Here is a 13,449-nt window from a genome sequence, read left to right as displayed (position 1 = left end):
TCAACCTTTCGTGACGTGGGTTTCATGCGCGGCCAGCAGCGCGCGCTGCGTGACCACCGGGCCGAGCAATTCCTGCAGCAGCATCATGCCGGCCATGACCGAGAGCACCTCCACCGCGGGCGCGAAACCATACAGGCGGCTCTGCTCGATCAGCAGGATGGCGAAGGCCGACATGGGCGTGAGCGCCAGGCCGGTGAGCAGGCCCTTGCGCTCGGTGATGCCCGAGAGCCGCGCGGCCACGAGGTTGCAGCCGACCTTGGAGGCCGTGCGCACGAGGATGAGCAGCAGGCCCAGCAGCATGCCGGTGCCCACGTCGGCCCAGTCGAGCAGCGAGGCGATGTAGACGAAGAGGAAGATCGACAGCAGGTCGCCGGCGGTGCCGAAGTCGCGCTGCGCGTTGGTCAGGTGCACGCGGCGCTCGCGCGCCACGATGCCGAAGGTGAGCGCGGCCAGCAGCGGCGAGAGCTTGAGGCCATAGGCCGCCGTGGTGAGCAGCAGCACCGACAGCGCGAACACCACGGTGACACCGCGCTCGTGCGTGTTGCGCAGGCGCAGCAGCCAGGGCACGGCCACGCCGAGCAGGCCACCCACGGCCACCGAGGTGCCCACCTGGTGGATGCTGCCGAAGGCCGCAAGCACTAGGTCTCCCGAGGTGCTGAGGTACCAGTAACCCACCACCAGCTTGAGCGCGAGCACGGAGACCATGCAGTTGATGGCGCACAGGTGCAGCACGCGCTCGGTCACCTGGCCGGCGCTGCGCAGCTCGTTGGCCACGCGCACGATGCCGGCCGGCGAGGCCGAGATCGACAGCGCCGCGATGATGAGGCGCAGGTCCGTGGCGAGGTCGAACCAGCCAGTGACCCAGTACATCACCCCGAAGGTGACGATGGACTCGACCACGCCGAGCACCAGCACCCAGGGGTTGTGGCGGAACCAGCGCAGGTTGATGCGGTAGCCCAGCTCGAACAGCACCAGCGAGAGCGCCACGTTGGCCAGGAAGGGCAGCCCCGGTACGTCGGTGGTCAGACCGGGCAGGTTGACCAGCCCGCCGACCAGCCCCACCGCCACGTAGCTGGTGACGCGCGGGATGTGCCAGACCTCGTGCGCGCGCTCGGCGATGAACCAGGCAAGCAGCAACACCAGGGGCCAGGCAATGGACTGGAGCAGAAAACTGTAATCGGTAAGCATGGGTAAAACTCCTCGGCGAGAGTTTGATGAACGAATGCCGCCACGCGTGTAGGACACGCGCTGAAAACATCAAGACGTCCGGCCATCAGCGAAAGCTGAACGGAGCGCCGCGAACACGGCAACAGGAATGCCTGGTGAGAAGGCGAGAAGCGGTCAAGCCGCGAAACGCTGCGTGAGCTCTTGCAGGTGAAGCTCGTCGAGCACCTGCTGCAAACGCTGCCTGGCGCGCTCCTGCGTGCCATGGCGGTCCGAGCCCATTCTACGGGCCAGAATCAATTCGTTCTTGAGCGAGTGTTCCCACCCCACCAGCTCGGTGACGGTCACGCTGTAACCCTGGGCTTCGAGCTGCAGGCAGCGCAGCACGTTGGTGATCTGGCTGCCGAACTCGCGCGTGTGCAGCGGGTGGCGCCACAGCTCGGCCAGCGGCGTGCGCGACAGGCTCAGCGCCTTGTGCTTGCGCATCACGCCGGCCACCTCGGCCTGGCAGCACGGCACCAGCACCATGTGGCTGGCCTGCTTGGCCAGGCCGAACTGGATCGCGTCGTCGGTCGCGGTGTCGCAGGCGTGCAGCGCGGTCACCACATCGACCGTGGGCGGCAGCGCCGGGTGGGTGAGCGCCTGTTGCACGGTGGTGGCGAGAAAGTCCATGCGCTCGAAGCCCAGGCGCGCGGCCAGGGCCTGCGATTTCTCCACCAGCTCGGCGCGGGTTTCCACGCCGGTCACGCGGCCCACCGGTTTGTCCTTGAAGAACAGGTCGTACAGGATGAAGCCGAGGTAGGACTTGCCCGCGCCGTGGTCGGCCAACGTCACGTCGCCGCGAGCGGCCAGCACCTCGGCCAGCAGGGGCTCGATGAACTGCACGAGGTGATACACCTGTTTGAGCTTGCGCCGCGTATCCTGGTTGAGCTTGCCCTCTCGCGTGAGGATGTGCAGTTCCTGGAGCAGCGCGACGGACTGGCCGGGCCGCAGTTCGGGCAGCTGCTCTTGCAGCGTGGGCGTGGGCCGCGCATTCGCCTTGTGTTTCGACATGCGCCGATCATAGGTGAGCCCCTTTGGCCTCATGGCCAGCAGCGACAATCGCGCATGATTTCCAACAACGACAGCAGCAGCCACCCCTACAGCACCCTCACACCCGACGTGGTGCAGGACGCGCTGGCCCACATCGGCCTGTGGGGGGACGGGCGCCTGAGCGCGCTCAACAGTTTCGAGAACCGCGTGTACCAGATCCATCTGGAGGCGCCGGTGGAGGGGGTGGATCAGGTGGTGGCGAAGTTCTACCGGCCCGGGCGCTGGAGCGATGCGCAGATCGCCGAGGAGCATGCCTTTGCCGAGGAGCTGGTGGCGGCCGAGATTCCGGCGGTGCCGCCGCTGCGCGTGCAGGGCGAGACGCTGCACCACTTCGGCGGCTTCACGTTCGCGGTGAGCCCGCGCCGGGGTGGGCGCCGGCCCGAGCTGGACAATTTCGAGGTGCTGGAGTGGATCGGCCGTTTTCTCGCGCGCATCCACACCGTGGGCGCGCAGCGGCCGTTTGCGGTGCGCCCGGCGCTGGATGCCGCGGCCTTCGCGCACGAGCCGCGCGACTGGCTGATGGCGCATGCGGCGATCGCGCCCGAGGTGCGTGGTGCCTGGGCGTCTGCGCTGGAGGAGGCGCTGGCCTTGATCGAGGCGCACCCGGTGCTGCGGGCGGGCGCGGTGGTGGACGAGGACGGCATTCAGCGCATCCGCCTGCACGGGGACTGCCACCCGGGCAACATTCTCTGGACGCCCGAGGGCCAGCCGGGCGCGGGGCCGCATTTCGTGGACCTGGACGATGCGCGCATGGGGCCGGCGGTGCAGGATTTGTGGATGCTGCTGTCGGGCGATCGGCGTCAGCAGATGCAGCAGCTGGGGGCGCTGGTGGATGGTTACGAGCAATTCCGGCCGTTCGATCGCCGTGAGTTGGCGCTGATCGAGCCTCTGCGGACTTTGCGCCTGATCCACTACAGCGCCTGGGTCGCTCGGCGGTGGGACGATCCCGCTTTCCCGATCAACTTTCCCTGGTTCGGCAGCCGGGACTATTGGCAGGGACAGGTGGGCATGCTGGTGGAGCAGATCGAGGAGATGCAGGGTGAGCCTTTGATGGCCTGAGCCCTGTTTCTGTTTGAGACCTCGCGGGGCTCGGCCAGCTTGGTGTGCAACCACCTCGCTGGTCGGATGGCGTGGGTGCGCGGGCGCAGGCCCCCATTCGCGGTTGCCACAGAGGGTGCGCGCCAGTCACCTTGTTGACGAAACGGTGCGGGCGCGCCCGGGCAGACGCCCGCGAGCAGGGCCGGAGAACGCGCACCCACGCCAGCCGGCCCGCACCATGTCACTCCGATGAAAGCCCCCAATCCCAAAAAGGTTGCTAAAAATTCAATTGCACGCAATACAAATAACAAATACAGTCTCGACCCATGAAGATCGAAAGCCCCAGCGACCAAGCCCTCCAGCTCGACCACCAGTTGTGCTTCGCGCTCTACTCCGCCTCGCTGGCGATGACCAAGCTCTACAAGCCCCTGCTCGAAGAGATGGGCCTCACCTACCCCCAATACCTCGCCATGCTCGTGCTGTGGGAAAACGACGGCGTCACCGTCTCCGAACTCGGTGACCGCCTCTACCTCGACTCCGGCACCCTCACCCCCCTGCTCAAGCGGCTCGAAACCGCCGACCTCGTCACCCGCCTGCGCGACGTGCAGGACGAACGCCGCGTGCTCATCCGCCTCACCGCCGCCGGCCGCAAACTCAAGGCCCGCGCCGCGCGCATCCCCGGCTGCGTGCTGCAAGCCACGCAATGCGACGTGTCCGAAGTGATGGCGCTCACGCAGCAGGTGCAAACCCTGCGCGACCGCCTCACCGCCTGATCATTCCCTTTCACCCACCCCCAGCTTCCACCCGAAGCCCTTCAACCTCAGGAGCCACACCATGCCCACCTCCCTCGACAAAGTTCTCTACACCGCCCGCGCCCACACCACCGGCGGCCGCGACGGCGCTTCGCGCAGCGACGACGGCCTGCTCGACGTCAAGCTCTCCCCCCCAAGGCCATGGGCGGCGCCGGCAACGCCACCAACCCCGAACAACTCTTCGCCGCTGGTTACTCCGCCTGCTTCATGGGCGCGCTCAAGCACGTCGCCGGCATGAAGAAAGTGGCCGTGCCCGCCGACGCCTCCATCGACGCCGAAGTGGACATCGGCCCGATCCCCGCCGGCTTCGGCATCGCCGCGCGCCTGGCCGTGAGCCTGCCCGGCGTGGACCGCGCCGTGGCGCAGGACCTGGTGGACACCGCCCACAAGGTGTGCCCCTACTCCAACGCCACCCGCGGCAACATCGACGTGACCATCACGCTGAAGTAAGCCCTTCCCTGGCACCCAGCAAAAAAGCCCACCGGTTCGCACCGGTGGGCTTTTTTCTGATGCTTTTCGCGGCGCTCAGTTGCGGTCGTGCGGATCGTGGATCACCGTGCTGGTGCCCACCCCCACGCCCACGCTGGCCCCACTGTTGCCGATGCGCGTGCTCGTCCCCACCCCCGCGCCGGCACTGACCTGGCCGCGCTGGTTCACACCCACCCCGACGCCGACCGGTCCGACACCGGTGCTCACACCGGCACTCACCCCGCCGGTGCCCGCGCCCACGCCGATCGAAAACGGGCCCAGGGGCACACCCACCCCGATGCCCACGCCCGCCGAGCCACAGCCGGCCAGCAGGGCGGCTCCCGCCAGCAACACCCCCGCGGCACCGCGGAGGACAACAGGGTGGTTTTGAGGTGAAGTGGTCATGGCACGGGTCCTTGAATGCGGAACAGATGCCATTGTGAGCGCGGGTTCAGCCAAAAGTGCCCTCCGTTGTGCAACGTTTCGTCACAAGCCCGCTCGGACCACCCCCTGGCCCAGGCGCTCGATCGCGTCCGCGAGCCAGTCCGTCGGCAGAGCGGCCGCTTCCACAGGCCGCACCGCCCAGGCGCCGTCCACGGCCACCGCCTCGGCCAGCCCACCCTGCCAGAGCAGCCAGGCCAGCCAGGCGCACTGGGGCGCCGTCGGCCATTCGCCCACCGGCAGGGAGAGCAGTGCCGTCAACACCGTGCCGTCGGCCAGTTGCACATGGTCCCCCTGGAGTTCGCCGCCCAGGGCCTGGGCCAGCACCGACAGGGCGCCCGCACCGTCGCGCCGCGGGCCGAACTCGCGCAGCCACTGGCGCAGGTGGGCCGCGATGGCCGCGCCGCGCTGGGCCTCGGCCTGCATCAGGTCCGCGTGGTCCCAGCGGTTCCAGTCGATGGCCGGCTGGGTGCTGCCCACGCGCAACGCGGCCTGGGCAAAGCGGTGCAGCGCCTGCTCCACGTCCTCGCTGTGCACCGCCGCGCCCACCATCAACAGCGCCGACAGGCGGTTGGCCAGCAATTGGCCCTGCTGGGCCATCAGCCGGTCGCGCATCAGGCTGTCGCGCTCGCTGCGCAGTTCGGCCAGTTCGAGCGCGTTCTTCAGGTCGGCGCGCAGGCTCTCCAGCTCCCAGGGCTTGTTGATGTAGCGGTAGATCTCGCCGGTGTTGATGGCCTCGATGGCATCGCCCAGTTCGGAATACGCGGTGGTCAGCATACGCACCACGCCGGGGTGGTACTCGCGCGCATGGCGCAGCAGCTCGTTGCCGTACTCACCCGGCATGCGCTGGTCGCACACCAGCACGGCGATCTCGGCGCCATGCGCCGCGAGCATCGCCCGGCCCTCTTCCACCGAGGTCGCGGTGAGCACCGGTGCCAACGGACTCACCAGGCGCTCGAAGTACTTCAGGGCCATGGCCTCGTCGTCAACGTACAAAATTTTCACGGGCTTCACGGATTCTCCTGACTGGTCATTGCGCGAAAGGGAAATAGAGGGACACGCTGGCGCCTTGGCCGGCCTCGGACCTCACGACGATGGAGCCGCCCAGCGAGGTCATCACGCGGCGGCAGAACACCAGGCCCATGCCGCTGCCCCCGGTGCTGGCGCGGGTGGTCAGGGGTTCGAGCGTCAAGCGGCCCAACACCTCGGCCGGAATGCCGGGGCCGTTGTCGCGCACCTGGATGGCCGCCTGCACCGGCAGGCCCGGCGCGGGGGCCTCGCGCAACAGCACCACGTGCACATTGGGCTGGGCCGGCGGGTTCGGGCGCAGTGCCAGCACCGCGTTCTTGACCAGGGTGCAGAGCACGAGGTAGAGCAGGTCCCGGCGGCCGGGCAGCACGAAATCGTCGGCGAGATCGCTGGTGAGCCACTGCGCCTCGTCGTGGTCGAACGGGTATTCCTCGCGCACCGCCTGCACCAGGTCGCTGGCGCGCAGGCTGGGCGCGCTGTCGGGCTGGTAGGCGTCGCGCGCGGTCTGCACGAAGGTCGACACCAGCGACTGCGCGTACTCCGCCCGGCGCTGCGCGGCCTCGATCATGAACAGCACGTCGCCCGGCTTCTGTTCCTGGATGTGCGCCACGCCACGGTCCCCTTCCGTGGGGTCGACGTGGCGTTCGCGCATGGCCGACAGGTAACCCTGCACCGTGGCCAGCGGCGTGGTGACCTCGTGCGCCAGAAAGCCCAGGGTCTCGCGCAAGGTGGCCGCTCGCCGCTCGATCAGGGCCCGCTCGCGCGCGCGTTCCTGGCTGGCCTGCAGCGCATCGCGCAGGGACTGCCGGGTCAGCGCTTCGTCCAGCGGCTTCTCCAGGATCTTTTCCACGTGCCCCTGGTTGACAGCGGACATCGCCATGTCCTTGTCGGCGTAGGCCGAGACCAGCAGGCGCGCCACGTGCGGGTACTGCTGGCGCACTTCGCTGAGCAGGGTCACGCCGTCGCGCTGCGGCATGGCGTAGTCGGTGAGCAGCACGGCCACCTCGTGGCCGCGCTGGGCCAACACGGCCAGGGCCTCGTCCGCGCTGCCGGCGGTGAGCACCACGAACTCGTCGCCATACAGGCGGGCAAACCACTTGCAAGCCTGCAGCTCGTCGTCCACCATCAGGATGGCATGGGCGCCCAGCAGGCCGCGCGTCACGGAGGCGTCGTCGGGTTTCATTCGGGCCTCGGCAGGTCAAAGGTGAATTCGGTCCAGCTGCCCAGCTCGCTTTCCACCGCCAGCGTACCGCCATGCCGGTGCACGATGCCGTAGCTCACGCTCAGGCCCAGCCCCAGACCGGCCCCCACATCGCGGGTGGTGAAGAAGGGCTCGAACACCCGACTCAGGTTGTCCGGGTCGATGCCCGAGCCGTTGTCGCGCACGGAAACGCCCAGGCGGTGGCCTTGCAGGGTGGCCGTCACCGCGATGCGGGGCTGTTCGCGCTTGGCCGCCTGCAGGGCGAGCGCGGCATTGCTCAACAGGTTGATCAGCACGCCGATGATGGCCGGCTCGTCGCCCAGCACGTGGCTGTCCTGCGGCAGATCGATCACCACATCGACGCCCTTGAGTTCGTAACCCGCCAGCCGCACGGCCGAGCGCACCGCGTTCTCGAGCAGGAAGGGGCGCAGGCTGTCCTGACCGGGCTTCTGGTAGGCGAAGGTCTTGAGGTCGGTGACGATGTTCTGGATGCGCTGCATGCCTTCACGCGCATCGACCAGGCTCTCCTTGAGCATCTCGTCGCTCTGGGCGCCTTTGCAGGTCAGGCCCATGTTGATCGCCATCAGGCTGTAGTTCACCGGGTTGTTGAGCTCGTGCAGCAGGCCGGCCGAGAGCGTGCCGATGGCCGCCATCTTCTCGCGCTGCAGCAGCTGGCCCTTGACCTCGGCCAGCGTCTGGTTGATCTCGCGCAGCGAGGCGTTCTTCTCGGACACCTCGTGCTGCAACTGGAACAGGCGCAGGCGGGCCTTCTCGTTGAACCAGGTGCACACCGCGCTGGCCCCGGCGGAGAACAGGATGAACAGCGAGTTCGTCACCATGCGCGCCGTGCTGCTCGCCGCGTCGGGGTGCAGCGCACAGGCCACCACATAGAGGACCAGCGTGACGACGCCAAAGCCGATGCCTTCGAAGAAGCTGATCGGCAGGATGATGCCGACCGCGTACAGCGCCAGGTGCAGGCCCACGAAGTAGATCGACTGCGCGCCGTCGGTCTCGTAGATCATGAAGGCGATCATGATCTGCGGCAGCAGCAGCCAGAGCATGGTGAGCGAGCGCACATGGCGGCGACCGAATTCGGTGAACAGCACGCGCAGGATGCCCAGCGTGAGCACCACCACCAGCACGCGCAGCAGGGTGAATTCGAGCAGGCGGTCCGGGTACGAGAAATAGTCCAGGCCGAAGCCCGCGAGCACCAGCACGATGGACGTGATGCTGCCCGCCTTGCTGTAGGTCAGGCGGAAGTCCGAGAGCTGCTGCTCGTAGGGCGAGCTCGGCCGGTCAGCCATTTTCAAGTGCCATGGCCTTCAGGTTTGCGTTGACCACCACTTCCGCGAAGATGTTGACGCCCGTGGCGTCGGTGTACATGATCGCGGGCGCGTTCACCTCTTCCATCACGGACTGCATCTGCTTCTCGTCGCGGTAGATCAGGTGCCACTCCAGCAGGTGCTCCATGCCGTAGCGCTCCGGGTTGTCGGCGTGCACGTTGGTGACCAGCAGATGGGCGCCCGGGTTGCTGCGCGAGAGGAAGTAACGGATCAGCCGCGCGCACACTTTGTCCGACAGGTAGTCGAACAGACCGGCGCAGTAGACGAAATCGAAACCCTCGCCGTCGGCCGGCGCGGTGTCGCGGGTGGCGCGCTTGAGCAGCTCGTGCACCGATTCCTGCACGTACTCCACCTGCACCTTCGACTTGTGCAGCTGCGCGGCCGCCTCGATCTTCTGGCGCGTGTAGTTCAGGGTCTCCAGGCTGAAGTCGATCAGGGTGAACTGCAGGCGCGAGAGGTCTTCGCCGGTGGCGATGAGCTTCTGGATCTCCACGCCCGGTCCGCAGCCCACGTTGAGGATGCGCACCGGCCGGCCCTTGCTGGCGGCGCTGGCCACGGCCTTCTTGAGGAACTCGACCAGGATGTCGATGCGGTTGCGGTGCGCCACGGCCACCGCCGCGCGCAGGAACATGGCGTTGACGAGCTGGATGTAGGTGCTGCTGCCCTGGCGCGGGTCGCCCAGGATCTGGTTGACCATCTCGTAGTCACCCGCATAGCCCAGCGGCTTGGCGAAGGTGCGGTAGACGAAGGGCGCGCGCAGCACCAGGGGGTGCAGCGCCGTCTGTGCGAAAGACCGGTGCAGCAGCGAGTCTTCCACCGGCAGGCGGGAGGCCTCGTCCTCGAGCCGCACCAGGAACTCCTTGCCCTTGATCATCAGGGGCTCGGCCATCGCGCCGAACACCTCGTCGGTCAGGCGCCCGTCGGGCAGGCGCGGCAGGGAATCGACCATGTCGGCCTGGTCGATCCAGCGCGCGGTCTCGGACAGGAAGGCGCGGAACTCGCTGATGGTGACCTGGTAGCTCTGCCGGATCTTGAAGCGCGACTCCCAGTCAGCCACGAAGCGCGCGGCCTCGTCGCGCACCTGGCTCACGTTGCCCCGGATCGCGTTGAGGTCGGACCATTCGTCGATGAGCGCCACCGAGATCACCGCCATCAGGCCAGTGTTGAGCAGGCTCACCACCACCGCCTTGCCCTTGTAGATGATGCGGTCGCCTGACCGAATGGTCAGCTCGCTGAGCACCTCGCTCACCTGCACGATGGAGTACGGGTTGTAGATCTCCATCACCAGCGAGCGCCGCTGCAGGCTGGTGAGGGTGCCGCGCGCGCTCTCTCCCTGGCTGTTGCGGAAGGTGACGACGTGATCGAATGGTCGCTGTAGGTACACGTTGTGGCCGGTGGATCAGGTGGACGGGGCAGGTGCGGTGCACTGCGCCTTTGAGGACTCCCCGGCCCCGAGTGTAGTCAACCCCCATGCCGTGCTCATGGCACGGGGTTTGCCCTCAGACCAACAGGGCGTTGACGCGCTTCACATAGGCCGCCGGGTCGTCCGGCAAGCCACCCTCGGCCAGCAGCGCCTGGTCGAACAGGATGTGGGCCAGGTCGTCGAAATGGGCGCTGCCTTCGAGCTTTTTCACCAGCGCGTGTTCGGCATTGACCTCCAGGATGGGCCGCACCTCGGGCGCGGGCTGGCCGGCCTGCTTGAGCATGCGGGCCAGCTGCGTGGAGTAGTCGCCGTCCTCCACCACCAGGCAGGCCGGGGAGTCCACCAGGCGCGAGGTGACGCGCACGTCCTTGGCCTTGTCCTTGAGGCTTTCCCTGAGCCGCTCCAGCACCGGTTTGAAGGTCTCGGCGGCGGCCTCGGCGGCCTTCTTCTCCTCCTCGTCCTGCAGCGAGCCCAGGTCCACCGCGCCCTTGGCCACGCTCTGCAGCGGCGTGCCGTCGAACTCGTGCAGGAAGGACAGCGCCCACTCGTCCACGCGGTCGGTCATCAGCAGCACCTCGATGCCCTTCTTGCGGAACACCTCCAGCTGCGGGCTGTTCTGCGCGGCCGCGCGGTTGTCGGCGGTGATGTAGTAGATCGCTGCCTGGCCTTCCTTCATGCGGGCCTTGTAGTCGGCCAGCGCGGTCAGCGCGGTGCCATGGGTGCTGGCAAAGCGCAGCAACCTGGCGATCTTGTCGCGGTTGGCGAAGTCCTCACCCAGGCCTTCCTTGAGCACGGCACCGAACTCGGCGTAGAACGCGGTGTACTTGCCCACGTCCTTCTCGGCCGCGGCCTTGTCCTCGGCGGAGACCACGTCGGTCACGCCGTCCGCGCCTTCGCCCGGCGCCGGCGCCTGGTCCTTCTTCGCCAGGTCTTCCAGCATCGCGAGCACGCGGCGGGTGTTGCCTTCGCGGATCGCCTTCACGTCGCGGCTTTCCTGCAGCAGCTCGCGGCTCACGTTGAGCGGCAGGTCGGCCGAGTCCACCACGCCCTTGACCCAGCGCAGGTAGGAAGGCATCAGGGCCTCGGCCTCGTCCATGATGAAGACGCGCCGCACGTAGAGCTTGATGCCGGCCTTGCGGTCGCGGTTCCAGAGGTCCTGCGGGGCCTTGGCCGGGATGTAGAGCAACTGGGTGTACTCGGTGCTGCCTTCCACGCGGTTGTGGCTCCAGGCCAGCGGCGCCTCGGTGTCGTAGCTCAGGTTCTTGTAGAACTCGGCGTACTGCTCGTCGCTCACGTCCTTCTTGCTGCGGGCCCACAGCGCGTTGGCCGAGTTCACGGCCTCCCATTCGTCGAGCAGCACCTGCTCGCTCTTCTCGGCGTCCCACTCTTCCTTCTGCATCAGGATGGGCAGGCTGATGTGGTCGGAGTACTTGCCAATGATGGACTTGAGCTTCCAACGATCGAGGTAGTCGCTGGCGTCGTCGCGCAGGTGCAGGATCACGCTGGTGCCGCGCGCGGCGCGCTCGAGGGTCTCGACCTCGAAGTCGCCCGTGCCGCCGCTGGTCCAGCGCACGCCCTCGGTCGCCGGCAGGCCGGCGCGGCGCGATTCCACGGTGATCCTGTCGGCCACGATGAAGCCGGAATAGAAGCCCACGCCGAACTGGCCGATGAGCTGGGCGTCCTGCTTCTGGTCGCCCGAGAGGCGGCTCATGAAATCCTTGGTGCCGCTCTTGGCGATGGTGCCCAGGTGGTCGATCGCCTCCTGCGCGCTCATGCCGATGCCGTTGTCCGTGATGGTGATGGTGCGCGCCTCGCGGTCGAAGGCCACGCGCACCTCGAGGTTGGGCGCGTCCTCGAACAGGGCCGCGTTGTTCAGCGCCTCGAAGCGCAGCTTGTCGCAGGCGTCCGACGCGTTGGAGACCAGCTCGCGCAGGAAGATGTCGGGGTTGGAATAGAGCGAGTGCGTGACCAGGTGCAGCAGCTGCGCCACTTCGGCCTGGAAGGACAGGGTTTGTTTGCTCATGGGGGTCGACTGACGTGAAAACGAAGGAACGCGCTCCGGAAGAGCGCAACGCGAGGCGGAATTATGGGCTGGCCGCCGGATTTCAAGCCTCGACCACGGCCGGCGCCAGCCAGGCCCGCAGTTGCTCGGCCACCACCGGGCTGGAGAGCAGCTCCAGGTGGCCCGTGCGGTGCACCGTGCGCTGGCTCTCGCGCGCGAACACCAGCCGGTGCCGGGGGTCGTCGTGCTGGCCCAGCGCGCTGCGCAGCGGCACCAGGCCGTCGCCGGTCAGGCGATCGGCCAGCAGGCCGCGCTGCGGCGCCAGCGTGGCGGCGACGGTGAAGCAGGCCACGCCCTCGGGCAGGGGCAGGGGTTCGCGGTGGTCGGCACTGGAGCCGAAGCGCTCGCGGCCCTGCCAGTCGGCGTCGCGCACGTGGCCGTGGCGCAGGTCGGTGATGCCGGCGCTGCGCAGCTGGCCCAGGCGCGTGAACGGCGCGGTGAAGGGGGTCGAGGCCAGCAGCACGTCCACCCCATGGCCGGCGCGCTCCAGCGGCGCGCCCTGGTGGGGCGTGCCCAGGAACACCAGGTGCCGGAGCAGCGGGCGCCAGCGGTGGTCGGCCTGCCGACCCTCTTCGCAGGCGGCGCGCGCCACCAGCCCGCCCATGCTGTGACCGATGAGGGTGATGGAGGCCAGCGGCACTGGCCACTGCGCCACCAGCACTTCCAGCTGGCGCGCGAATTCGCGGCCGTTGGTGGAGGTGTGCAGGCCGCTGTTGTAGCGCAGGTAGACCGGCGTGGCGCCCAGGGCCTGCGCGAGGAAGGCGCCGTGGTCGTGGCCGTTGCGTTGCCATTGCGTGTCGTTCATGCACAGGCCGTGCAGCAGCACGATCAGGTGCGGCGTGGCCGGCCCCAGCCGCTGATGCAGCAGCGGCCGGTTCTCCAGCGGCAGGCGCCGGCCCGCGTGGCGCAGTTCCATGGCCTGGGCCAGCGGGTTGCCGGTTTCCAGCAGGCGGTCGCCCAGCACGCCGTTGAGCGCGGCCAGCACGGCCTCGCGGCCGGGCGAGGGCTCGGGGTGGCGCGTGGGGTCGTCCACCATGGGCAGCAAGGTGGCCAGCGCGCTGTCCAGCCCATGGCCCACCAGCTGCGTGACGCCGCGGATGCCCTGGTAGATCTGGCCGGTCAGGCCGCCGGTGCGGCCCGGCTCGAGGCCGGCGGGCAGGCCCAGGCGGTTGCGCACCGCCTGGTGCACGCCCTCGGCCACGCCGATCGCGCCGGTGGTGGCCTGCGTGACGAGTTGCACCGCGGCCTTCAGGTCGGCCGGGCGCACGTGGCGCAGCAGCGCCTCGCGGGTGGGCTTGAGCGGGGTCATGGGCCATTGTGGCCCCGGAAGGTGCGGGCGTGTGTGACAGGATGCGCGCCCGCCGCCGCCCTGCCCT

Annotated in this window: 10 protein-coding genes and 2 pseudogenes; 3 read left to right on the top strand and 9 right to left on the bottom strand. The window is 68.3% G+C overall.

What is annotated here, in order from left to right; translation table 11 throughout:
- Complete coding sequence (locus ABSY19_RS17600; RefSeq protein WP_382154044.1) at nucleotides 1–1,188, bottom strand: cation:proton antiporter; 1,188 nt, start codon at nucleotides 1,186–1,188, stop codon at nucleotides 1–3.
- A 153-nt stretch (nucleotides 1,189–1,341) separates the two neighbouring features.
- On the bottom strand, nucleotides 1,342–2,217 hold the full coding sequence (locus tag ABSY19_RS17595; protein WP_382154041.1) for a class I SAM-dependent methyltransferase: 876 nt from the start codon (nucleotides 2,215–2,217) through the stop codon (nucleotides 1,342–1,344).
- Nucleotides 2,218–2,271: 54 nt separating this feature from the next.
- Here ABSY19_RS17595 and ABSY19_RS17590 point away from each other — a divergent pair, with 54 nt between their 5' ends.
- The 3 genes and pseudogenes from ABSY19_RS17590 (at nucleotide 2,272) to ABSY19_RS17580 (ending at nucleotide 4,556) form a co-directional block, all read left to right on the top strand.
- Nucleotides 2,272–3,315, top strand: a complete 1,044-nt coding sequence (locus tag ABSY19_RS17590; protein WP_382154038.1) for a serine/threonine protein kinase — start codon at nucleotides 2,272–2,274, stop codon at nucleotides 3,313–3,315.
- Between the two features lie 305 nt (nucleotides 3,316–3,620).
- Nucleotides 3,621–4,067, top strand: coding sequence for a MarR family winged helix-turn-helix transcriptional regulator (locus ABSY19_RS17585; protein ID WP_382154035.1), 447 nt, complete (start codon nucleotides 3,621–3,623; stop codon nucleotides 4,065–4,067).
- Between the two features lie 61 nt (nucleotides 4,068–4,128).
- Nucleotides 4,129–4,556, top strand: a pseudogene (locus ABSY19_RS17580) (organic hydroperoxide resistance protein).
- Between the two features lie 90 nt (nucleotides 4,557–4,646).
- On the opposite strand, the pseudogene ABSY19_RS17575 reads toward ABSY19_RS17580, so the two are convergent.
- The 7 genes and pseudogenes from ABSY19_RS17575 to ABSY19_RS17545 form a co-directional block, all read right to left on the bottom strand.
- Nucleotides 4,647–4,979 (bottom strand): annotated as a pseudogene (locus tag ABSY19_RS17575) (hypothetical protein); the annotation flags it as partial.
- Nucleotides 4,980–5,060: 81 nt separating this feature from the next.
- Nucleotides 5,061–6,020, bottom strand: a complete 960-nt coding sequence (locus ABSY19_RS17570; protein ID WP_382154032.1) for a response regulator — start codon at nucleotides 6,018–6,020, stop codon at nucleotides 5,061–5,063.
- 25 nt (nucleotides 6,021–6,045) lie between these two features.
- Nucleotides 6,046–7,227, bottom strand: a complete 1,182-nt coding sequence (locus tag ABSY19_RS17565) for an ATP-binding protein (RefSeq protein WP_382154029.1) — start codon at nucleotides 7,225–7,227, stop codon at nucleotides 6,046–6,048.
- On the bottom strand, nucleotides 7,224–8,549 hold the full coding sequence (locus tag ABSY19_RS17560; protein WP_382154026.1) for a sensor histidine kinase: 1,326 nt from the start codon (nucleotides 8,547–8,549) through the stop codon (nucleotides 7,224–7,226). Before ABSY19_RS17560 ends, ABSY19_RS17565 begins: the two co-directional genes overlap by 4 nt.
- Entirely contained in the window at nucleotides 8,542–9,972 is a 1,431-nt protein-coding gene (locus ABSY19_RS17555) for a class I SAM-dependent methyltransferase (protein ID WP_382154023.1), read from the bottom strand. Before ABSY19_RS17555 ends, ABSY19_RS17560 begins: the two co-directional genes overlap by 8 nt.
- Before the next feature lie 115 nt (nucleotides 9,973–10,087).
- Nucleotides 10,088–12,034 (bottom strand): molecular chaperone HtpG, encoded by a 1,947-nt coding sequence (gene htpG, locus ABSY19_RS17550; RefSeq protein WP_382154020.1) that lies wholly within the window; start codon nucleotides 12,032–12,034, stop codon nucleotides 10,088–10,090.
- Between the two features lie 82 nt (nucleotides 12,035–12,116).
- Nucleotides 12,117–13,382 (bottom strand): esterase/lipase family protein, encoded by a 1,266-nt coding sequence (locus tag ABSY19_RS17545; protein ID WP_382154017.1) that lies wholly within the window; start codon nucleotides 13,380–13,382, stop codon nucleotides 12,117–12,119.
- Nucleotides 13,383–13,449 lie beyond the last annotated feature (67 nt).

Origin of the sequence: Hydrogenophaga sp. ANAO-22, from assembly GCF_042466645.1 — a bacterium.
Lineage (GTDB): Bacteria > Pseudomonadota > Gammaproteobacteria > Burkholderiales > Burkholderiaceae_C > Hydrogenophaga.
The sequence above is the reverse complement of the archived record's forward strand: the minus strand, read 5'-3'. Positions and strand labels throughout refer to the sequence as shown.

What these genes read in the sequence shown, in the direction of transcription:
- ABSY19_RS17565 (WP_382154029.1), bottom strand. Translation starts at nt 7,227, where the DNA reads ATGAAACCCGACGACGCCTCCGTGACGCGCGGCCTGCTGGGCGCCCAT.
- ABSY19_RS17560 (WP_382154026.1), bottom strand. Translation starts at nt 8,549, where the DNA reads ATGGCTGACCGGCCGAGCTCGCCCTACGAGCAGCAGCTCTCGGACTTC.
- ABSY19_RS17545 (WP_382154017.1), bottom strand. Translation starts at nt 13,382, where the DNA reads ATGACCCCGCTCAAGCCCACCCGCGAGGCGCTGCTGCGCCACGTGCGC.
- ABSY19_RS17600 (WP_382154044.1), bottom strand. Translation starts at nt 1,188, where the DNA reads ATGCTTACCGATTACAGTTTTCTGCTCCAGTCCATTGCCTGGCCCCTG.
- ABSY19_RS17585 (WP_382154035.1), top strand. Translation starts at nt 3,621, where the DNA reads ATGAAGATCGAAAGCCCCAGCGACCAAGCCCTCCAGCTCGACCACCAG.
- htpG (WP_382154020.1), bottom strand. Translation starts at nt 12,034, where the DNA reads ATGAGCAAACAAACCCTGTCCTTCCAGGCCGAAGTGGCGCAGCTGCTG.
- ABSY19_RS17595 (WP_382154041.1), bottom strand. Translation starts at nt 2,217, where the DNA reads ATGTCGAAACACAAGGCGAATGCGCGGCCCACGCCCACGCTGCAAGAG.
- ABSY19_RS17590 (WP_382154038.1), top strand. Translation starts at nt 2,272, where the DNA reads ATGATTTCCAACAACGACAGCAGCAGCCACCCCTACAGCACCCTCACA.